Raw genomic sequence first — 21279 nt, forward strand, 5'->3', positions numbered from 1 at the left:
GGGGGCCGGCCACCGCATCCTCAACAGCGGCGGCCGGGAACCCTCCGCTAGACCAGGGCGGAAGGTTCGCTCGCGCGATAGCTCACCGGGTGGAGAGCCTCCGCTCGGCCCGCGAGCCCCAGCGGTCAGCCTGCTGCCGCGCAGGGTGACCGGTCTCAAGGCGCCGCTAGCGGCGGATCGAGAGGTATACGTCAATCAGCCAGGCGGCCACGGCTCCGACCACCAGGAGGGCACCAACGGCCTGCCAAGGAGGAATACCCTCGCGATCAAGGACCTGGAGGGGGTGTCGGAACGCCCTTCGCAGACGCGGAAATTGCGCATCGTTGAGCAACATGACTTCTCCAAGAAGCTTTCAGCAAAGAACAGTTCGTTCAAGCGTTGCCTGGGCGGTACCGCCCCCGCACGACGCGGTCTCCACCACCATCGGCGATTCGACGACGCGTTCATGCGAAGGGCGAGGATCCTCCCGACCCTTAGTCTTCGCACGGCATTCCCAGCCGCGATCAGTTCGTCGAGCCACCCTGTTGCTCTGACCCGATCCCCTTCGGCCATGCCGACGGCAAGACTCCGCAGGTCCTGACGGATCCAGGTGACGGCACGGCCGGGGTACGAGACAAGACAGCTCTCGCCTACCGCCATGCAGTCGCTGTCAGGGCGGAGACAGGCCCTGTAGCACCGGTATCTCGACAGCGAACTCACGGCGGCCCTCCAGGCCAATCCGTCAGGCGACACACCAGCTTGAACAGGGCATCGGGATCGACGTACTGCTGAACCGCCGTCGGGTGCGACTCCCAACGCACGGGCACCGTCGCCCACCCCCGAAGAGCGGGCACCGCCACGTACTCGCGCCACTGCACCCCGTGGGCAAACACGCCCGGCGGCCAATGAAACGACTCGGCCGTGCCCGGCGGAACGATGAAGAGCACGTCCTGCCCCGACGACGCGACCCGCACGAGGATCGGGCCCGCGTTCCCCTTGGCAGCCGCTATCAGCTCCTCAGAGACCTGCGCGCCCCTGTCACCTGGGATGCGCACGACATCGATCGCAATGCCGGTTCCATGCGATCGATGCCCGGCCTGCGGCACCCACGTAGGCCGGTAGGGGAACTTGCTCGCCGACGTCAACTCGGCTGCTGACGCCAGCTCTTCAGGGAACGACGATTCGCTGGACATGGATGAAGCCTCGCCTGACCGCGGTAGCGTTGGCACCGTCCACGACCGTCCAAACCTGCGACTGACAAGGCGAGTTGTTCCGATGGACGGCCATGGACAGTCAAGGAAGGTAGGCATGGATCCATGCGAGAAGACACCAATCCCAGCGATGACGAGGCGCTGGACGACGACGTTCCCCTCACCAGGAAGATCCTCGCACTTCAGCAACTTAGGCTGAGGAAACTGAGGGGCCTGACGCAGGAAGAACTGGCGGATCTAGCGAAGTATTCCGTCACCCAGGTCCGAGGCGTCGAAAGGGGAAGGCGCAAGGCCACCCGCAGCTATATCGAAGCCATCGACGCGGCACTCAACGCAGAGGGGCTGCTTATCGCCACAGCGCAGGACCTGATCGACAAGTCCAAATTCCCAGAATGGTTTGAGGAGTTCGCCCAGACAGAGAGGGCCGCCCGTCGGCTCTACAGCTACTCCGCCCACGCCATCGATGGGCTCTTGCAGACCAAAGAGCACGCCCACGCGGTGACGAGCGCCTACGTGCCAACGCTTGACGACGACCGGGTGGAAGAACTGGTAGTCGCTCGACTCGAACGACAAGCACTGCTGACCAGGAAGCCACAACCGACGCTCGGGTTTGTACTGGAACAGGTAGTCCTCGAACGTCCCATCGGGGGGCGCGACGTGCATCAACGCCAACTTGAGCACCTCATCCGATGCGCAGAGATGCGCAACGTCTCAATACAGGTACTTGAGACCAACATGGTCACGCACGTCGGCCTCGACGGGCCGATGACACTCCTGGAGACACCAGAGGGCCAGACACTTGGGTACGTTGAGGTACAAGGCGTGAGTCAGATCATCGCTGCACCTGTGTGGGTCGGCGACCTGGAACAACGGTATGGGATCATCCGATCGCAGGCACTGAGTCCTGAGAGGTCCCTCGGCTTCATCAAGGAACTGGTAGGAGCACTATGACAACCGATACCGCCACACCCGGAAGGGCCCTGGTGTGGCACAAGTCCAGCTACAGCGGCAATGCAGGCGGCCAGTGCGTCGAGGTCGCCACGGCCTGCAGCGTGATCCACGTCCGCGACTCGAAATCCCCTAACGGCCCTCGAATTACGACTTCGGGCCCGAGTTGGGCCAACTTCCTCGAATACGCCGCAAGCCGCTCAGTGTGACGCAGCTGTGGCCCCCCAGCCAGACGAATTGGCTGGGGGCCCACGCTTTCAGAGTATCTGCTGCGATGGTTCAGACGATGCCGACTCGGCCGTGCGGCGGTCGTCAACTGGCGCCGCCGTCACAGCGGTCTCGACGCCACCGGCGGCACTGAGGAGAGCCCTACCTTCCCCCGCGCGACCGCCGAGCGGTGGCTGCGCGCCCGCGGCAAGCTCCCCCGGACCACTCCGACCGAGCCCGCCACCCTGGTCTTCGAGGGCGGACAGACGATCACCGCGTACGCCCCACTCCCGTACCCGACCAGAGCCCCGCCCCCTTCCTCCACGGCCTGGACACCTCCCCCGAAGACGTCCACGTCGCCTGGCGCGCCGACCTCCCCTTCGCCGATGGGCAACCGGACTTCGCGCAGTGGGCGGCCCGCATGGACCAGGTACCGCCGCACCCAGGCGAGACCGTCGCTCTCCCGGCAGCGCACCTGCGCCGGTTCCTCACGCGTCCCATCGACGACGACGAGCTCAGCGACCTCGAAGCCACCCACCCCACCCCACCGGCCACCACCGGCGGTGGCAAGCGTGCGCGGACCAAGGCCCACGTGATGGCGCCGGTGCTGCGCTTCGACGAGGCCGACAGCACCTGGCAACCCGCCCTGGCGCCGGGAGACATCCGGCCCGGCGACACCGGGGTGCTGCCCAGCACCTACAGCGGACACGACCGTTTCGGCTTCACCGGCGCACCCGGCCAGCCCGTCCCCGACCTCTGGGACTTCCCACCCGGAACCGAAACCGCACCCACCCGGCTCGACGCCGCCACCCTCGCCCTGCTTACCGACACCGGGGCGGACAGCGCGGCGCTGGAGCAAGTCCTGGCCGGCGCCACGGCACGGCTACGGGCCGGCGATGGCGACGATCCGCCCAGCGTGGTCGTCCGCGAACTCCTGGACACCCTCACCACCACGTTCCTCTCCCCCGCAGCGTCAGCGGTTGGTGCGGCTGCCTCAGAAGCCCTCCCCTGCTCGGGTTCCGATCTGCTACGGCAGCGGCTGGCTCAGCTGCGCGCCGTACCCCGGTGGGACCTGGCAGCGGCCGGCCGTTCCACCACCGCCGGCCACGTCATCTGCGACCCCGATGACACGGCCCGTCTGCTGCTGATCCCCGCCCGCCGGGATCCGGGCCAACTGGAGCGGACCGCTGGCGTCGGGGACGACAGCGCCGACGCCAGCTCTCTGACCCGGCCCGTGCCCCTGCCCCAACACGGCAAGGCCGTCGCAGACCGCGCCGCCGACCTCGCCCACCGTCTCCGCCTGCCCCATGAACTGGCCGCCGCGATCGAAACCGCCGCACATGCCCACGACTGCGGCAAGGAGCATCCGCGGTTCCAGTGCATGCTGTGTGCGGGCGATCGCCTCATGGCGGAGACTCTGCCCGAACCGCTGGCCAAATCGGGGATGGACCCCGCCGACCGCGCCGGCCGACGCAAAGCCGCCCGCCTGGCCTCCTGGCCCACCGAACTGCGGCACGAGGCCCTCAGCGCGCTAGGGACTGTATTGAGTCGTGATCATGTGGTTCGGATGAGGTCCTTGATCCAGATCATGGAGGCGCGAAGGTGGAGTCCGGCTTGGTAGCTCTCAGGGGTCTTGTCGTAGCGGGTGGCGATGCCACGCCAGGCTTTCAGCTTGTTGATCAGGCGCTCAACCGTGTTCCTCACCTTGTAGAGCTCGGCGTCGTGGCTGAGGGGCCGGCCGCCTCGGCGGCCCTTCTTCTTCCGGTTGGCAGCCTGGTCCTTCTTCTCTGGTATGACCGCCTTGATCTGGCGTTTGCGCAGGTAGGCGCGGTTGCCACGGGAGGAGTACGCCTTGTCGCCGGCGACCGCGTCGGGGCGGGTGCGGGGACGCCCGATGGGGCCGCGGACCCGGATCTTCTTCAGCACGGGGATGAACTGAGGGCTGTCGGCGGCCTGTCCGGCGGTCAGGATGATCGCGAGTGGGCGGCACTGGCGGTCGGCGGCGAGGTGGACCTTGCTGGTCTGTCCGCCCCGCGAGCGCCCCAGCAGGGCGGCCTTCAGCCGGACTCGGTGCCGGCGTCGAAGGCGTCTTCGCTCCTCGCGGACGGGATCGCCGTCCTGTCCGCCTTGTCCTTCCGGGCTGCCCCCTTTTGCCGGGCCTTCTCCTCCTCGGCGGCGGCTTTCTCCAGGGCGGTCAGGACTTCGTCATCCAGGTGCATCCCGGCGGCGTCGTGGTGGGCGCGAGTGGTGGTGGAGTCCACGCTGACCAGGGACAAGTCCACCTCGTCCCGCTTGGCAGCCTCGGCGATCAGGCCCTCCAGCAGGGTCTCGAAGACGCCGGCGTCCCGCCACTGGCGAAAACGGTTGTGGACGGTGGACCAGGCTCCGAACTTCTGCGGCATCTCCCTCCATTGCCCGCCCGACCTGAACTTCCAGATCACGCCCTCGAACTGCTGCCGCAGCCGTTCGGGATACGGGCCGTACCTGCCTATCGGTAGGTACGGCCCGATGAACTCCCACTCTTCATCAGTCAGTTGCACCCGCGTCATGAAAGACGATCTACCAGGACGTGCCACGCGACGCAGGCCGATTCCGCAGATTGATCACGACCCGATACAGGCCCTAGATGAATGAGTCCGATGTTTGTGCTGGCCGCGACCATGGCGAAGGGCGCCCGTTGGCTCGTGTGTGACGACAAACCTGGACGCCCTTCTGGCGGCACTGTACGTGTTCATCGACGACCATGTGGCCCCGCGTCGCCGGATCGGGCGACCCCCGAAACTGACAGACGCCGAACTGCTGTGCCTGGCCGTCGCCCAGGTCCTGCTGGGCTTTCCCTCAGCCAGGCACTGGATCCGCTTCGTACACGCCCGCCTGGGACACCTCTTTCGCTATCTACCCCAACAGTCCGCCTACAACAAGCGCCTCAACGCAGCCGGCCCGCTGATCAGCCGCGTGATCGAGACCTTGGCCAGGCAGGTTCCCACGTGGAACGACAACCTGCGGTTGATCGATTCCACACCTGTGCCCTGCGCGGCCTCCCGCGAGACAGTCAAACGCTCCGACCTGGCCGGGCACGCCGGATACGGCTACTGCCCAAGCCATTCCCGCTTCTTCTGGGGATTCCGGCTCTACCTGCTGACCACCGCCGAGGGCATGCCGGTGTCCTGGTGCCTGGCCAACCCCAAACTCGGTGAACGTCAGGTGATGACCGCGCTGCTGGAACGCGACCACCACCTCATCCGCTCCGGTCAAGTGATCCTCGCGGACAAGGGCTTCGCCGGGCGGGAGTTCGAGGCGTTCCTCGAAGAGTGCCTGGGCGTCCATCTGGTGCGGCCGGACATGAAGAACGAGCCTGTCCGACATGGACGCCTGGCCCACGTCCGCCAGTGGATCGAGGCGGTATTCGACACCCTCAAAGGCCAGCTCAGCCTGGAACAACACGGAGGCCGAACACTCGCCGGTGTCTTCGCCCGCACCGGTCAACGACTCCTCGCCCTGGCCACGGTGATCTGGCACAACTGGACCACCAACGCCCCAGCCAAACGATCACTGATCGCGTATGACCACTGAAGACATCGGACTCATTCATCTAGCCGTCGCCGCCTGGCTGACCACCAATCCCCCGCACACCGACGGCCAGGACGAAGAACTGCTGGTGCATCTCGTTGCCTCCCACCACGGCCACGCCCGCCCCCTCCTGCCCCCGGTCCCCGACCCAGATCCGGTCGAGGTGACCTGCACAATGCCGGACCAGCAGCAGGTCACGATCAGCAGCGCAGCGATGGGTGTGGACTGGGACGGCCCCGATCGGTTCGCCGCTCTCAACCGCCGCTACGGGCCCTGGGGCCTGGCCCTGCTCGAAGCGACCGTCCGCCTGGCCGACATGGCCTGCTCGGAAGAAGGCACCTGAAATGCACGAGCTGGAACTACCCGCCCTTCGTGGAAACTCGGCCCTCGGGTTCCTCGCTGCTCTCGGCGTCCTCGAACTGACCGCCCTCAGCCTCGACCACACCCCCCGCCTGTCCTGGCGCAGTCCCACCGGGCCCGCCGTCCTCCACACCCACCAGCCCTTCACCCACGAAGCGGTCGCCGGACTCCTCCGCACTCATCTGCCCACCACACCCGAAACCGAGCCGCTGCCCATCGCGCCCGGAATCCTCTCCCTCCCGCGACACGAGGCCGCTGAGAAGACGCCCAATGAGCCGCTCAGAATGCCAATCGCCATGGCCCTGAGGCGCCTACGCGAACACACCACCGCCGAGCGCCTCGACCACTCCCCCGTCGCCCACTGGTTCACCGCGCTGGTCAACCAACTCCACCTGGCACCCCCCACCAGCGGCGCCAAACCCGGTCCCATCGAGAGCCTCTACACCAAGACCACACCGCTGTTCGCCCCCAGTGGGGGAATGACACTGGCGAACAACTGGACCAAGGCAGCTGAGCTCTGCCGCAAGGACCCCAGCCACCTGCTGGCAGCCCTCACCGCGTGGCGGCGGGTTGAGGGCTATACCGGCGCCAACCTCGACCACGCCTCCGCCGGCGACGCACACACCACCAGCCACGGCAAACCCGCCCAACAAGGCGTCCCCGGCGCCACCTGGCTCGCCCTCCACTCCTTCGCCACCTTCCGCCTCACCGGCACCGCCCGCCGCGGCCACACCACCAGCTGGGAAACCACCCCCGACGGCCCCACCCTCACCTGGCCCACCTGGCACCCCCCACTCACCCCAACCGCCCTCACCACCCTCCTCGAACACCCACTTCTCCGCGCCCACAACCCCGACCCCTCAAAACTCGATAGCCTCGCGTCACAGCCCGCTACACCGCCACCCGAAACCGCCTCTCCAACTCCGACGGCCCCCTCCAACCCGCAGCCCTCACACCCCTCCCAGAGCCTCGGAACCCCAAGCACACACGCAACACGCCAACCACACCTAATAAAAATGTCCGCTAAGCGCGCACATGCCCGAACCAGAACAGCACAAGAAACCGTCGCCGGAACGAATTTGTGCAGCTCATGCAGGGGCATCTCCGCGGTCCACAGCCGCGGCACCACAGCAGCGCGACGAGGGCGGCCACGTCGGCGCGGCCGGTGACGGGCATCTCCGCGGTCCACAGCCGCGGCACCACAGCAGCCGCACCGTGTCACGCTCGACCTGACAACCGAGCAGGCATCTCCGCGGTGCACGACCGCGGCACCACAGCAGCCTCGCCATCCGGGACCGGCTGACCACCTCCATCGAGGCATCTCCACGGCCACAGGCCGCGGCACCACAGCAGCCACGTTCCGGAGGCGTACCTCGCCTCCATCCCCGTACATCTCCGCGGTCCACAGCCGCGGCACCACAGCAGCTCGATCTTGTCCTCGACTGTTCCTGCCACGCGCAGGGCATCTCCGCGATCCACGACCACGGCACCACAGCAGCAAGGTGAACCCGGCGGCGAGCAGCGCGTCCGCAGGGGCATCTCCGCGGTCCATGTCGGCGGCGGCTGAACTCTGACCCACTTTGGTCGGTTGAATCCTGACCCAGGTGGTGTCTGCTGCGGTTGCTCAGTCGTTGTCGGTGGTGTCGTGCGGGATGCGTCCGAGTTCGCGTCCCTTCATGCGATACGAGTCGCCCTTGAATGAGTGGACCTCGGCGTGGTGGACGAGGCGGTCGATCATCGCGGCCGCGACGGTCTCGTCGCCGAAGACCTCTCCCCAGCGCCCGAAGGGCTTGTTGCTGGTCACGATCACCGAGGCGCGTTCGTATCTGTTCGAGATCAGCTGGAAGAACAGGTTCGCCGCCTCGGCTTCGAAGGGGATGTAGCCCACTTCATCGATCACGATCAGTGGGTAGCGGCCGAGCTTGGTGAGCTCGACCTGGAGGCGTCCGGCCTGGTGGGCGGCGGCCAGGCGGTCGACCCATTCGGACGCGGTGGCGAAGGCGACCCGGTGGCCGGCCTGGCAGGCCCGCACTCCCAGACCGATGGCCAGGTGTGTCTTCCCGGTGCCCGGCGGGCCCAGGAAAACGGCGTTCTCCTTTCCGGTGATGAAGTCCAACGTGCCCAGATGCGCGAGCTGTTGGCGCGTCATGCCGCGCAGATGGGTGACGTCCAGCTCCTCGACCGTCTTGATCGCCGGGAAGCGGGCCGCGCGGACGCGGGCCTCGCCGCCGTGGGACTCGCGGGCACTGACCTCCCGCTGGAGGCAGGCGACGAGGTATTCGGCATGCGTCCAGGACTCCTTGCGGGCCCGCTCGGCGAGCCGTTCGGCGGCGTCCAGCAGTGCCGGGGCCTTCATCGCCCTGGCCAGGAAGGCCAGGTCAGCCGCGGTCTGCTGACCGGTTCGGCGACTTGTGGCGGGGGCGGCGTCGTCGGTGGCGGCGCGGGCGGGCATCAGCCGGCCTCCTGGTTGTTGCCGCCGTCGATGACGGTGAAGAGCCGGTCATAGGTGCCCAGCTCGCGCTGTTCGACCTCGACCACGTCCGGGGCCGCTGCCGCGCAGGCAGCACCGTGCCGTCGATGTACTTCGCGGCGCATCACGTCGCCGGCGGCGGCGTGATGCGGGTCGGTGAGGGTCTGGTGGCGGGCCCAGCAGCGGGGATGCCGGGCCACGATCTCGCCGCCCTGGGCCAGGACGATGACCTCGTCGTTGTCGCAGAGCACGGTCACCATCCGGCCGATCGCCGCGGGGTCGACGGAGTAGTCGCAGGTGTCGACGCGGACGTAATGATCGCGTCCCAGGCGGATCTGGAACCGCCACCAGGACGGCGGGTCAACGGGTGGCAGTGCGAGCATCCCGGCCCGGTCCGCCTCCCACCGGTCGCTCGGGCGGGCCTGCAAAGTGCGGTGGACGCGCCGGTTGGCGACCTTCAGCCAGGCGTCCAGCTGTGTGTTGAAGTCGTCGGGGCCGGTGAAGTGACGGCCCGGCAGGAAGGAGGTCTCCAGATAGCCGTTGGCCCGCTCGACCAGCCCTTTCGCTTCTGGATCCCGGGGCCGACACAGGTAGATCTTGGTGGCCAGCAGGCCCGCGAACGCGGCGAACTCGGAGGTGACCCGGCCCTTGCCGACGCCGGCCTCGTTGTCCCAGACGAGCATCCTGGGGACGGCTCCCCAGGCGGTCAGCAGCCGCCAGTGCCCGTCGATCAGGTCCCCACTCCGGCGCGAGGGCAGCATCCTCGCGGCGATGATCCGCGAGTAGCCGGACACCATCACCAAAACCGGCGGCCGTCCTGTCTGCCCATAGCCCAGCGGGATGTCGGCCTCGGGAAACCACAGGTCACACTGGGCCAGCTCGCCCGGCCGATACGTAGTCCGCGAGACCGGGTCCACCGGCAGATACGCCGGCCGCAGCTCGCGCACCCGTTCCCTGAGGATGGTCATCCCGCGCTGCCAACCGATCCGCTCCGCGATCACGGTGGCAGGCATCGTCGGCGTCTCCCGCAAAAGCTCACGGATCTGCACCTCGACCGCGTCCACCGCCGAGCCCTTCGCCGGACGCTCGTACTTCGGCGGCCGGTCGTGCGCCAGCGCGCGTTTCACCGTGTTCTTCGAGATGCCCAGGTGCCGGGCGATCGCCCGGATCGGCATCTGCTCGGCCCGGTGCAGTCGGCGGATCTCTGCCCAGTCCTCCACGTGGATCACCTCTTCCCTCCTGACCTTGATCACCAAGGCCAGGGTCAGATGAAGATCACCAAGTGGGTCAGATTTGATACGCCGTCAGAGGGTCAGGATTCGAGCGACGCCGAGAGTCCACGGCCGCGGCACCACAGCACGGCTTTAATGGTCGCTGATCGTGGTGGTCTTGAGGGTGTTCCCGTTTGACCCGCTGCCTGCCTGATTCGTCCAGGGACAGTGGCGCGAGGTGTTCCCCTGGGGAACACCCGCGGCAGTTGAGAGGAATGTCCTTTGACATCCAACCTAGTCGCTCCAGGTCAGGACATCGCACCGGACTAACTTGGCTTCAAAGGACAGCGTAACCTGGTGGTGCACAACGACAAGGCCCGTACCGGGCGCGGAGGATCTCAGCTTCCGCGGCCGGTACGGGCCTTTGGTGTTCCCCAGGGGAACAGGCGTTAGGGGTTCAGATCTACGAACCCGAGGGCAGTGGCCAACTTGTTGTAGTCCTCGATCGGTGCGGCGTTGCGCGGGCCGAAGGCGGGGACTGGGGCCTGGAGTCGATGTTGCCGACGGATGTAGCTGCTCCAGCGAACCTTGTGCAGTTGGAAGTGCTCGCCATACGTCTTCGTCATTGATGCGACGGTCGTATCGCCTTCGACATCGGGGCGTCCAGGTGTCGGGGTACCGCACATCACGATGTGCTTGATGGTCGGGGCGGTCTTGCGTCGGCGAGAGCGTGAGTTCTGCTGCTTTCGCATCTCTGCAAGCTCCTCGAACGTTGCCTTGAGGTCGGTTTCTTCCTTGCTTGTTACGAGGACAGGCGGGACGATCTCGTTGTCTTCTTGGAAGGGGATGAGCACAGACACCTGTCAACGGCCTCTTGGTCGTCCCCGCTGGCGGCCTTGAGGCATCCCTGCTGGTGGAAGGCATTGTCGCCCCACTCGCGGCCAGATGTTCTCCCCGCCCTGGGTCGGTGTGGATCAGCTGAAGGGCTTCACTCCCTTTCCGGTGGTGGCCTCGGTGAACCTGAACGAATCACCCTGAGTGACTGTGACGTGAGCGTGATGGAGGAGCCGGTCGACGGTCGCGGTGGCCAAGGTCTTGGGCATGATCTCGTCGAATCCAGACGGGTGGAGATTGCTCGAAACTGCGATCGAGCGCCGTTCATATGCGGCATCCACCAGGCGGTAGAAGCCCTCGGCGGCGTCCTCGGAGACGGGCAGCAGCCCGATGTCATCGACGATGATCAGGTCCGAGCGGACAATCTTCGCCAGCGCCCGGGCGATGGAGTCGTCCGCGCGGTGCCGGCGGACCAGGGCGCCCAGGTCCTCGATGGTGAACCAGGCGACGGTCAGGCCGGCCTCGACCGCGGTCTGCCCGAGCGCCTCAGTGAAGTGTGACTTTCCCGTCCCCGACGGTCCACAGATACAAAAATTCTCCCGGCGGCCGACCCATTCCAGGCTCTTCAGGGCGTCCTGCGTGGTCCTGGGTATGGAGGACTTGGACTCGTGCCAGTCCCCGAAGGTCTTCCCGGTGGGGAACCCGGCCCGCTTGCGCCGGGTGTGGAGATTGGCCCGGTCACGTCCGGCCGCTTCCTCCGCCAGCAGGACGCGGACGACCTCGGCGGGATCCCAGCGTTGGGCCTTCGCGGTGGGGATGATGTCGGTCAACGACCGCCGGATGTGCGGGAGTTTGAGTCGCTTGGTCAGCTCGATGGCCTCGGCGAGCGGGTCGCCGTTCGTGCCGGGAACGGTGCGAAGAGGGGTGGCCATCAGAAGTGGTCGCTTTCGTCGTACTCGGAAAGATCAGCAGTGCTCGGGGCGGCGGCGCCGAGGGCGGACCAGGCGGAGGTGCCGGGCTGCAGCGAGTGGGCCTCGCTGCGACGGACCGGCTCGGCCAGGCCGTGGACGGCCTGGTAGTCGAGGATCGACATGAGGTCCTTGTCCGCGAAGCGGGCGGTGACCGCGGCGGTGCCGAGCGCGCGGTCAACTTCCGCTATCGAGTAGAGCTTCGAGAGGGCAACGGCCTCGGCCATCTTCGCCTTGATCCGGCGAACCCCGGCCGCCCCGGCCTCGATCAGCCAGCTCGCAGCACCCGGGCCGAGCTGGAGAAACGCAGCCTCCTCGGCGGAGGTCGCCCTCGGAGTGCGGTCGGCTTCCTTGTCCTCGCGCGGCGGATAGTGGGCATCCTCCAGGACCGGCGAGCCAGGCTCGCCGCGCGGATGGCGGGCGACCTCAAGGGCCGAGCCCGTCTCGTCGACGGCGGTGACGATCAGCTCGTCCCCGTGGAAACGGGCCCAGACCCGGGTGTCGATCAGCTCGTGCGGGACCGAGTAGCGGACCGCGTCGACCGAGATCGTCGACTCCCAGGAGACCCGCCGGGTGGTGCCGAACGCCGCGGTGAACGGCCGCCGCGGCAGCGGGTGCAGTCGATGCTGCTCTTCTGCGAGCCGCTCGACCGGCTTGCGCCGAGTCACCTTGTGTGTGCGGGAGTTGACCTCTTCGCAGAACTGTCGGCAGGCGGCCTCAAGCTCGCCGAAGGTCTTGTACTGCTCGCGCAGATTGACGTCCCTGGGCACCAGATCGGCATTCGCGATCTTCACTGTGGACTCCGAGCCGCCCTTCGTTTCCGGGTCCGCCGGCAGGCAAGTACGGATCGTTGTGCCGTAGTGCCGGGCGACCTCGACGACTTCTGAGTTGCGGACCGCGATCCCGGCGACGTGGTCGGTGGTGACCGTCTTCTCGTTGTCCGTCAGGACGTAGGCCGGGATGCCGCCGATCCTGCGGAAAGTGGTGTCCAGACACGCGGTGATCGTTGGCAGCGTCTTGTCCCAGATCGGAATGACGACGCGGAAACGCGACCAGGCCAGCCATGCGCAGAACAGCGTGGTCTTGCGGCCCTTGATCACCGGGCCGTCGCCGAAGTCGTACTGAAGCCAGAGCCCGGGCTCGGTCACCCATGGCCGGTAGACACGGCGTCGACCTGCCCTGAACTGGGCTTTTGCCTCGGCAACGGTGCGGCGGGTGGTGCGTTCCCCGCCGGTGAAGCCCATCGCGGCGATCCTCTTGTGGACCACGTCCGCGCGGATCTTGCCCTGCGAGCGGACCACCAGTTCCTCGATCTTCGGCAGATAGTCGTCGATCTGCCGGGCCCGCTGCCGGCGCTTGTCGGGCTGCTGGCCGGCCGCCCGCATCTTCACATAACGGGCCACCGTGTGGTGGTCGCACCCGGCCAGCTCGGCCGCGGCACGGTAACTGCCTGTGAGGTCGTATGCCTCAAGGATCTCCATGATCTCCCTGCTGTTCTTCACCCGCTCCAGCGTCGCCGAGCGGGACTACTCGGGGCGAGCGGGGAGAAATCTGGCCGTACTCGGGGAAACCCGTGGCCACAAATTGCGCCGTATATGGCCGCCACCGGGGAGCTTACGGGGCTCTGATCAACATTTCGGGATGACCGTGCGTAACTGATCTCCAACCCCCTTGTTGACCAGGTGTGTTAGGAGATCACATAGCCAAGACGCTGCTGCCGCACCTGGCCAGCGTCGCGATCGAGGACATACGAGCTGATGGTGGATGTATCTGTATCACTGCCTCGGCGGCTGCTCGCTCAGCCCAGTGCCCAGGCTGCGGGACGCACTCACAGCGAGTCCACGACCGATATCGTCGGCGGCTCGCTGACGTCGCGATCGGTGGACGGGCGACAACGATACATCTGACGGTTCGCCGGTTCCGGTGCGAGCAGTCGTCGTGCCCGCGCAGAACCTTCGTCGAGCAGGTCGACGGGCTCACCTTCCGCCACGGCCGCCGCAGCCAACTGCAGCAGGCGATGCTGATATCGATCGCACGCTGCCTGGCCGGTCGGGCCGGTGCCCGGCTCGCCGCCCTGCTGCACTGCGCGATCAGCCCGAACACCCTACTCAACCGTGTGCGGAGGCTGCCTGCCGAGCCGCCGGAGCGGAGCCCGCGGGTACTGGGCGTCGACGACTTCGCACTCAAGCGCGGTCACGTCTACGGCACCGTCCTCATCGACATCGAGACCGGCCGCGTCGTCGACGTCCTGCCCGACCGCACCGCCGAGACCTTCACCGCCTGGCTCGAAGAACATCCCGGCGCCGAGATCGTGTGCCGTGACCGCGCGAGCGCGTACGCGGAGGCGATCCGCACGGCCGCGCCGGATGCGGTCCAGATCGCAGATCGCTTTCACCTCTGGCAGAACCTGTGCAAGGCGGTTGAGAAGTGCGTCGTCGCCCACCGCTCCTGCCTCACTCCGGCCGAGGAGGCGAACCAGGACGCCCTGGTGGAACGGCCTGCCGAGCCGCCGGCGATCGAGGGCAAGCGGGCCGCGAACACACGCCGCAACTTCGCGGCGGTGCACGAGATGTACGACAAGGGCGTCGCCATCGAGGTGATCGCCAAGTCCCTGCGGATGGACCGCAAGACAGTCCGCAAGTACGCCCACGCGACAGTCGTCGAGGACCTGCTCTCGCCGCCGCGGCAGAGCCGACGGATGCTGCAGCCCTGGGCCGAGTACCTCAATATGCGCTGGCAGGAGGGGTGCACTGACAGCGGGCGCCTGTTCCGCGAGATTCAGGAACGCGGCTACCGCGGCAGCAGCCGCAGTGTCCGGCGCTGGCTCGAGCCGTTGCGCTCCGCCGAGTCGCCGACCCCGAAGAGGTCGGAGGCGCCCACGGTCCGGCAGGTCACCGGCTGGCTCACCTGTCACCCCGACAACCTCAGCTCCGGTCAGCAGCTCCGCCTCAAGCGCATCCTGGCCGATTGCCCTGAACTCGCCGATCTACGACGGCACATCGCGGCGTTCGCCGCGATGATGAAGAACCTCGACGGCCGTCTGCTGCCCCGCTGGATGAAGGCGGCCCAGGGCAGCGAGCTGCCACCCCTGCGCGGTTTCGCCCGCAACCTCAGCAAGGACCTCGACGCCGTCACCGCCGGCCTCACCCAGCCCTACTCCAGCGGCATGGTCGAGGGCCACGTGAACCGGGTGAAATACCTCAAACGTCAAGGGTATGGACGGGCCAACTTCGATCTCCTGCGGCGCCGTATTTTGCTCACACCGTGAGCCGATCACGCACGGTCATCCCGAAATGTTGATCAGAGCCGTATCTACTGGCCGCCGTCAACCGCCGTCACAGAGTGGATCAACGACGCTCCCCTGTGGGTCTGCCGAGTGCTGGGGTTCCCGCTCGACCCGCTGACCGGCGCGGTGTCCGTCCCGCCCCTGGCAGGAGATCACCCTCGACCACTACGAGCGCACCCGCGCCCACCACCGCCACGAGATCCGACGACTGAAGACTGCCACCTTCGCCCACCTCGACTACCCCGATGCGAAGCAGGCCCTCCAAGTCGTGCGCTGGAGGAAGGACTTCACCACCGGCAAGCTCAACATCGAACGCGTCTACCTGATCACCAGCCTGCCGCCCGGCACGGCCAGCGGCGCCCAGCTCGCCGCAGGGATCCGCGGCCACTGGAAGATCGAAAATCTTCTGCACCACGTCCGCGACCGCACCTTCCGCGAGGACGACTCCAAGATCCGCACCCGGCGCCTTCCCCGCGTCATGGCCACCCTGCGCAACCTCGCTATTGGCGTCCACCGCCAGGACGGCCACACCAACATCGCCGCCGCCCTCCGCCACACCGCCAGCGACTGCCACCGACCCCTGACTGCCCTCGGCCTCACCGGATGAACCCGGACAGAAGACGATCATGCAACGGACCCTGCACGGCAAGGTTTGTGCCATACACGAACAAGAAGGAGTGTGCTGGCCCCCGGACTCACGTCCGGACGCGTACGAGATCAAGGACGACCTGACAAGGGTCCTGCTATCTCTGGGAGGTGGGCTACTACTTTATTCGGGCCGCAGGACAACCTAGTGCCGCATCAATGAACCTTTGCCACGTTGTGATGTGACATGTCGGTGGACGTTGGCCCGTGGGGTTCGGTGCCGCCAGGATGTCCGGGTGGCAGAACGAGTACGCGTCCGTGAGATCGATGACGACGAAGGCAGGCGGTTGCTGCGGATTGTCCGCAGGGGCAGCGGGTCGGTGGTGACCTGGCGGCGGGCACAGATGGTGTTGCTGTCCGCCCAGGGCATGCCGGTGATGAAGATCGCCGAGGTGACGTTCACCAGCGCGGACCGGGTCCGGGACGTGATGCACAACTTCAATGCGGACGGATTCGATTCCCTGTATCCGAAGTACTCCGGAGGTCGGCCAAGGACGTTCACCTTGCCCGAGCGGCGTGAGATCAAGAAGATCGCCAAGTCCAAGCCGGCCGAGCACGGTCTGCCGTTTTCGACCTGGAGCCTGGTCAAGCTGGCCGACTTCCTGGTCGCTGAGGGGGTGGTCGACGACATCAGCCACGAGGGCCTTCGGGCCCTGCTCCGCGAGGAGGGCGTGTCCTACCGCTGGGACACACACCCCCACAAACGCCCCTGAACACCACCATTCCGCCCACGCTCTTATTCACCAGAGCTTTGTCATGGTCCTCGATCTCGGTCTGTGGGTGTGCAGGGTCTGTGGCAGCGCGATGTTCCACGACAATGCTGCCCCATGCAATACGCCAGGCGCGCCTCTCCAGGTGTGTCGCCTGCATCGCGGGTAAGGAATCGCCCCTCACCAGTGCGCACTGCCCTGACTCGCCTTTCCTGCACGGATCTCCGGCGGGGACCCAGAGACGCAAGAATGCACCGCGGCATTCGGAATGCGTACCGAGGACAGGGCTTGGTCGGGTTAAATTTCGATGGAGCGTGTCCCCTGCGTGGTGTGTGTCGTTGAGAGGGGCGTGGCCCCAGAGGAAATCATCGTTGTTCGTGGCGAGTTGGAGGATTTCGCGGGAGATGTCTTCGATTCGTTCGGACGCAGCGATCAACGTCGGTGGGGTCGGGTCTACCTGCGGGGGCTGCTGACAGACGGGCAACGCAAGTCGGTGGAGCCGATGGCGGCGCGGCTGGGTGAGGATGGGATCCGGCAGGCGCTGGCCCACTTCATCACGGCCAGCCCGTGGGATCCTGTTCATGTGCGGGCTCGCTTGGCGCGGACGATGCTGCCGGTCATCAAGCCGACCGCGCTGATTATCGATAACACCGACTGTGCGCCACGAGGCGCTGAGAATCGAGCGGGAGGAGGTGGCCCCGCCGCTCCCCCGCCCACCTCGCCACCTGCGCCGCCTACGACTGAGATGCCGACCAGCAGCAGCCGGACACCGGCACCGCCCAGGGCCTCATCTCGTCGAGCCGGGGGTGAGCAGATCGCCAGCCAAGGCGACCGCGCTCCAGTTCGACGGCAAGCGTCGAGCGTCCTCACATGCCGCACCGACCAAGGTCGTCACGATCCGCACCTTGCCCGCTCCCGCATTCACCAGGCTGGCCGCGCTGTGTCTGGCCTGGAACGCGAGTGCATCCGCGACCGCACCCTGGAAGGTCATGAGTCCGCCCGCAAGCACGGCAATACCATCAGCGGGGCCAGCGTCGCCGGCGACCACATGCTGTCCATGACCCTCCATCTACAGGAGCAGGAGATGAGCCTGCACGACATCGCGGCGCGACTCGTCATCGCCACCGGTAAGAAAAAGAGCCAGCACCCCTCACCCGCGGCAGTGATGCGGATGCTGCGCACGTACGACGAGACCACCGCGCCGAATCCGTAAACCTGCTGGTCAAAGCCCTGATGGTCCGAACATGATGGACCCGTTCCGTTTCACGCGACAAGAGGACCATCCTCGTGGGCGCCCAGTCTCGAACTGCGCCGGGCCACGCTCGACACGCCGCCGCCCGCAAGGAGCTAGCCGAGGCCAAAGACGCCCTCAAGCACGGCAAGCTGTCCCTGTACACGGTACTGGCCAGCGACTCCAAAGCCATCCGCAAGATGCCGGCCCGCGCCCTGCTCGAATCTCTCCCCGACATCGGCAAAGTGAAGGCCCAAAAGCTCCTCGCCGAGATGGAGATCTCCGAGAGCCGCCGGGTGCACGGTCTGGGCATCCAACAGCGGAATGCATCCACGAACGGTTCGCGCCCCAGGGCCGACCGATCCGGTGGACGGTACAACTGTGCGTTCTCTGGGCCGTTGCTACTCGCCCCAATCCGCCAGCAGGCCCCGGCCCCCTGCAATGATCACCTTCCGTACATCGAAGCTGAAGGGGACGAACTCATGAACAAGGGAAAGCGGATCACCGGCACGGCCCGCGACAAGCTCGCCACCGAACTCAAGAAGGAATACGAGGGCGGCGCCTCCATCCGCGCCCTCGCCGAATCCCGGGGGCGTTCCTACGGCTTCGTCCACCGCATCCTCACCGAAGGCGGCGTCACCCTACGCGGCCGAGGGGGTACTTCGCGTCCGCAGTCCGGAATGTGAGGGCAGTGCCGACCTCGACACGTACGAGAGGTATGGCGATCACCCCAGCCAGTACGGACATCCACGCCCGAAGGCGGAACTTCGGCCGGAACACCGGCCCGGCCCGACGAGACGAGACCGCCCCGGAGGGGGAGACCACCGAGGCGAGATGCCAGCATCGTGCGACCGCACCGCACGTAGCCCGCTGTTTGCCCTGAGCGTGCGGCGTCGGCCGGCGGCTGGAACGTGGCACCGCCGATCTGCTCAGCGATGGGCAGAAAGGATTCCCAGTTCTCCCCCGGGCTCACGTGGCGAGGCGGCGGATGGCGTCGCGGTCGTTCAGGCAGCCGTCGTCCCGCGGCGTGTAGACGCTGATCACGGCTGTTGCGAGAAGGAGCCGTGTGACGATGCCGTCGGTGCGGTTCAGTACTGCTCGATCTCGGCGAAGCCCGTGTCGTCGCCTGCGCCGAAGGCTGCAGCCGCGGCAGTCGGATCGAATCCGGGCGGGCTGTCCTTGAACGCTAGACCCATATCGGCCAGCTTCGCCTTGACCTCGTCGATCGACTTCGCACCGAAGTTGCGGACGTCGAGCAGGTCCGCCTCACTGCGCGCCACCAGCTGACCCACGGAGTGGATGCCCTCGCGCTTGAGGCAGTTGTAGGACCGGACGGTGAGCTCCAACTCCTCGATCGGGGCCGCCAGGTCGGCCGCCAGCGCGACGTCCGTCGGCGACAGGCCCACCTCGATGCCTTCGGCGTCGACGTTCAGCTCGTGGGCCAAGTCGAACAGCTCGACCAGCGTGCTGCCCGCCGAGGCCATGGTGTCGCGCGGACGCATCGCCTGCTTGGTCTCGACGTCGACGATCAGCTTGTCGAAGTCGGTGCGCTGCTCGACACGGGTCGCCTCAACCTTGTACGTGGCCTTGAGCACCGGCGAGTAGATTGAGTCGACCGGGATCCGGCCAATCTCCTGGCCCTGCTGCTTGTTCTGGACGGCGGAGACGTAGCCACGGCCACGCTCGACGGTCAGCTCCATCTCCAGCTTGCCCTTGGCGTTCAGGGTGGCCAGGACGAGATCGAGGTTGTGCACCTCGACGCCAGTTGGCGGAGCGATGTCGGCGGCGGTGACCAGGCCGGGGCCATGCTTGCGCAGGTACATCACGACCGGCTCGTCGTGCTCGCAGGAGACGACAAGCTGCTTGATGTTGAGGATGAGGTCAGGGACGTCCTGTTTCATGCCGGGCACGGTGGTGAACTCGTGCAGCACGCCGTCGATCCGGATGCTGGTGACGGCGGCGCCGGGGATCGAGGAGAGGAGGGTGCGGCGCAGGGAGTTGCCGAGGGTGTAGCCGAAGCCTGGCTCCAGCGGCTCGATGACGAACCGGGAGCGGTATGCGTCTACGATCTCTTCGGTGAGAGTGGGACGCTGAGCGATCTGCATGAGATGTGGCCTCCAGTCTTCAGCACCCGCCATATGCTGCCGACCCACCGGGCGGCAGCTTGATGCCGGTGCGGCCAGGGTACGGGCGATGCGGATCACTGGCCGTATGCCTCGCGGAGGAACCAGCGGGTGAGGGGCTATTAGGGCTTTGTTAGGTTCTGTGGTGGGGTTCGGGTGTGGGGGCTGGTTGGCCGCATATGCGGCAGGCGCCGGTCCAGGTGGCCAGGAGTGTCTGTAACGCGCGGAGGGCGGCGTAGAGGGTCAGGCCGGCGCAGGGGCTTTTGGGTCGAGCCTGAGCAGGGTGCAGAATGCCTGGGCGAGGGCGGTGAGGGTGACGTGGCGGTGCCATCCGGGGTAGTTGCGGCCTTCGAAGTGGTCCAGTCCCAGGCCGTCCTTGAGTTCGCGGTAGTCGTGCTCGATGCGCCAGCGGATCTTGGCGGTGCGGACCAGTTCGCGTAGTGGGGTGTCGGCGGGCAGGGTGGACAGCCAGTAGTTGGTGGGTTCGGCAGAGCCGGATGGCCATTCGGCCAGCAGCCAGCATTCGGGTAGGGAGCCGTCGGTGGCGCGGCGGATGGTGCGGTTGGCCGGACGGACCCGCAGGGCCAGGAACCGGGAGCGCATCGCGACTTTGGGGTTGCGTTTTGTGGTCTTGCTGCCCTGGCGCCAGGTGACAGTCCGCGCCGCGGACCTGCCCGTATCCAGGGCGAGTTGCCGCAAGGTGGTGTGCGGGATCGGGTAGGCCGGCACGGGTGGTCGGCCCCGGCCGCTGTAGGGAGGGCGGACGGGGACCGCCTGGCCCGGATAGGCGGTGGTGGTGCCCTTGACCGCCACCGCGTAGGTCAGGCCGCGCTCGGTCAGGCCCTCGCGAAAGCCGGTGGCGTCCCCATACCCGGCATCGGCTACCACCGGCAAGTCGGGAAGTTCCCAGTCCCCTCGCACCTCATCCAGCATCTCCAAGGCCAGGCGCCACTTCTCCCGGTGCCGCTCACAGTCCGGGATCCCTGCCTTGGCGCGTCGGCGTCGGATGGCCTCGGCCAGCAGCCTGTCGTCCTCGGTCGTGGTGTCGTCCCAGCTCTCGGGCACGAACAGGCGCCAGTCGACGGCCGAGGAGGCGTGGTCGGACACCAGGTTGACGCTGACGGCAATCTGGCAGTTGCCTTGCTTGCCCAGCGCGCCGCAGTACATCCGCGCCACCCCCGGAGAGTCGTAGCCGTCCTTGGGAAAGCCCACATCGTCGATGGCGTACGCCTGTGGTGCGACATGCGCAGCCGCCCACTGCGCCAGCCGCTGACGGACCACGGTCCAGTCCCAGGTGGAGGAGGAGACGAACTGCTGGAGTTGCTGATGGTCCACTCCCAGACGCTCGGCCATCGGCTGCATCGACTTGCGTTTGCCGTCCAGCATCAGCCCACGCAGGTACAACTCGCCCTTGGCCCGCTGATCACAACGCGGCAGCGAGCCGAGCATCTCCGCCGCAAACGCCTCCAGGCGCGGACGGACCTCTTCCATCTCCTCAGGAGTCACACCTGACAGGACATCACAGA

At 66.9% G+C, this 21279-nt stretch carries 17 protein-coding genes and 5 pseudogenes; 13 read left to right on the forward strand and 9 right to left on the reverse strand.

The genetic code is table 11. The features are described from left to right. Positions 1–695: 695 nt before the first annotated feature. Positions 696–1172 carry a hypothetical protein gene (locus SNOUR_RS00585; protein WP_159425729.1) on the reverse strand — a complete coding sequence of 159 codons (477 nt, stop codon included), beginning with the start codon at positions 1170–1172 and terminating at the stop codon, positions 696–698. 123 nt (positions 1173–1295) lie between these two features. Between SNOUR_RS00585 and SNOUR_RS00590 the strand changes: the two genes are divergently transcribed. From SNOUR_RS00590 to SNOUR_RS00595, 3 genes are all read left to right on the forward strand, one after another. Then, positions 1296–2141, forward strand: a complete 846-nt coding sequence (locus tag SNOUR_RS00590; protein ID WP_079141929.1) for a helix-turn-helix domain-containing protein — start codon at positions 1296–1298, stop codon at positions 2139–2141. Further along, entirely contained in the window at positions 2138–2347 is a 210-nt protein-coding gene (locus tag SNOUR_RS42040; protein ID WP_079141931.1) for a DUF397 domain-containing protein, read from the forward strand. The genes SNOUR_RS00590 and SNOUR_RS42040 overlap by 4 nt, the downstream gene beginning before the upstream one ends. Before the next feature lie 188 nt (positions 2348–2535). Beyond that, positions 2536–3966, forward strand: coding sequence for a hypothetical protein (locus SNOUR_RS00595; protein ID WP_159425730.1), 1431 nt, complete (start codon positions 2536–2538; stop codon positions 3964–3966). On the opposite strand, the pseudogene SNOUR_RS42045 reads toward SNOUR_RS00595, so the two are convergent. Continuing rightward, positions 3900–4894, reverse strand: a pseudogene (locus SNOUR_RS42045) (IS5 family transposase). The gene SNOUR_RS00595 and the pseudogene SNOUR_RS42045 sit on opposite strands and share 67 nt — an antisense overlap. A 139-nt stretch (positions 4895–5033) precedes the next feature. Between SNOUR_RS42045 and SNOUR_RS00610 the strand changes: the two are divergent. Genes SNOUR_RS00610 through SNOUR_RS45830 form a run of 3 tightly spaced genes read left to right on the forward strand, consistent with a single transcriptional unit; the run spans position 5034 to position 7444 of the window. Next, positions 5034–5918, forward strand: a complete 885-nt coding sequence (locus tag SNOUR_RS00610) for an IS982 family transposase (protein WP_067342910.1) — start codon at positions 5034–5036, stop codon at positions 5916–5918. Next, on the forward strand, positions 5908–6258 hold the full coding sequence (locus SNOUR_RS00615) for a hypothetical protein (protein WP_067342978.1): 351 nt from the start codon (positions 5908–5910) through the stop codon (positions 6256–6258). The genes SNOUR_RS00610 and SNOUR_RS00615 overlap by 11 nt, the downstream gene beginning before the upstream one ends. 1 nt (position 6259) lies before the next feature. Further along, positions 6260–7444: a type I-G CRISPR-associated protein, Cas3-extension family gene (locus SNOUR_RS45830; protein WP_159425731.1), complete on the forward strand. Its 1185-nt coding sequence runs from the start codon at positions 6260–6262 to the stop codon at positions 7442–7444. 455 nt (positions 7445–7899) lie between these two features. Here SNOUR_RS45830 and istB (SNOUR_RS00630) read toward each other — a convergent pair whose 3' ends face one another. From istB (SNOUR_RS00630) to istA (SNOUR_RS00645), 5 genes are all read right to left on the reverse strand, one after another. Then, entirely contained in the window at positions 7900–8727 is an 828-nt protein-coding gene (istB, locus tag SNOUR_RS00630) for an IS21-like element helper ATPase IstB (protein ID WP_067342984.1), read from the reverse strand. Next, positions 8727–9974 (reverse strand): IS21 family transposase, encoded by a 1248-nt coding sequence (gene istA, locus SNOUR_RS00635; RefSeq protein ID WP_067342985.1) that lies wholly within the window; start codon positions 9972–9974, stop codon positions 8727–8729. The genes istB (SNOUR_RS00630) and istA (SNOUR_RS00635) overlap by 1 nt, the downstream gene beginning before the upstream one ends. Positions 9975–10405: 431 nt before the next feature. Then, positions 10406–10816, reverse strand: a complete 411-nt coding sequence (locus SNOUR_RS45835; RefSeq protein ID WP_159425732.1) for a hypothetical protein — start codon at positions 10814–10816, stop codon at positions 10406–10408. 114 nt (positions 10817–10930) lie between these two features. Then, on the reverse strand, positions 10931–11722 hold the full coding sequence (gene istB, locus SNOUR_RS00640; protein WP_067342987.1) for an IS21-like element helper ATPase IstB: 792 nt from the start codon (positions 11720–11722) through the stop codon (positions 10931–10933). After that, on the reverse strand, positions 11722–13260 hold the full coding sequence (istA, locus tag SNOUR_RS00645; protein ID WP_067342988.1) for an IS21 family transposase: 1539 nt from the start codon (positions 13258–13260) through the stop codon (positions 11722–11724). Before istA (SNOUR_RS00645) ends, istB (SNOUR_RS00640) begins: the two co-directional genes overlap by 1 nt. A 182-nt stretch (positions 13261–13442) precedes the next feature. Here istA (SNOUR_RS00645) and SNOUR_RS49530 point away from each other — a divergent pair. The 7 genes and pseudogenes from SNOUR_RS49530 to SNOUR_RS00670 all read left to right on the forward strand — a co-directional run. Beyond that, positions 13443–14207, forward strand: a pseudogene (locus SNOUR_RS49530) (ISL3 family transposase); the annotation flags it as partial. Positions 14208–14486: 279 nt separating this feature from the next. Continuing rightward, entirely contained in the window at positions 14487–15026 is a 540-nt protein-coding gene (locus SNOUR_RS49535) for a transposase (RefSeq protein ID WP_446677946.1), read from the forward strand. Between the two features lie 286 nt (positions 15027–15312). Then, entirely contained in the window at positions 15313–15651 is a 339-nt protein-coding gene (locus SNOUR_RS00655) for a hypothetical protein (protein ID WP_376738480.1), read from the forward strand. Between the two features lie 274 nt (positions 15652–15925). Beyond that, a pseudogene (locus SNOUR_RS00660) lies at positions 15926–16372 on the forward strand (helix-turn-helix domain-containing protein); the annotation flags it as partial. Between the two features lie 376 nt (positions 16373–16748). Continuing rightward, positions 16749–17051: pseudogene (locus SNOUR_RS49540) on the forward strand (transposase); the annotation flags it as partial. A gap of 635 nt (positions 17052–17686) precedes the next feature. Then, positions 17687–17899, forward strand: a pseudogene (locus SNOUR_RS45840) (hypothetical protein); the annotation flags it as partial. Positions 17900–18112: 213 nt separating this feature from the next. Then, on the forward strand, positions 18113–18316 hold the full coding sequence (locus SNOUR_RS00670) for a helix-turn-helix domain-containing protein (protein WP_067357475.1): 204 nt from the start codon (positions 18113–18115) through the stop codon (positions 18314–18316). Between the two features lie 402 nt (positions 18317–18718). On the opposite strand, the gene SNOUR_RS00675 is transcribed toward SNOUR_RS00670, so the two are convergent. Next, positions 18719–19735: a DNA-directed RNA polymerase subunit alpha gene (locus SNOUR_RS00675; RefSeq protein WP_067342990.1), complete on the reverse strand. Its 1017-nt coding sequence runs from the start codon at positions 19733–19735 to the stop codon at positions 18719–18721. A 261-nt stretch (positions 19736–19996) separates the two neighbouring features. After that, positions 19997–21259: an IS701 family transposase gene (locus SNOUR_RS00680; RefSeq protein WP_376738482.1), complete on the reverse strand. Its 1263-nt coding sequence runs from the start codon at positions 21257–21259 to the stop codon at positions 19997–19999. Positions 21260–21279 lie beyond the last annotated feature (20 nt).

Source organism: Streptomyces noursei ATCC 11455, assembly GCF_001704275.1.
Lineage (GTDB): Bacteria > Actinomycetota > Actinomycetes > Streptomycetales > Streptomycetaceae > Streptomyces > Streptomyces noursei.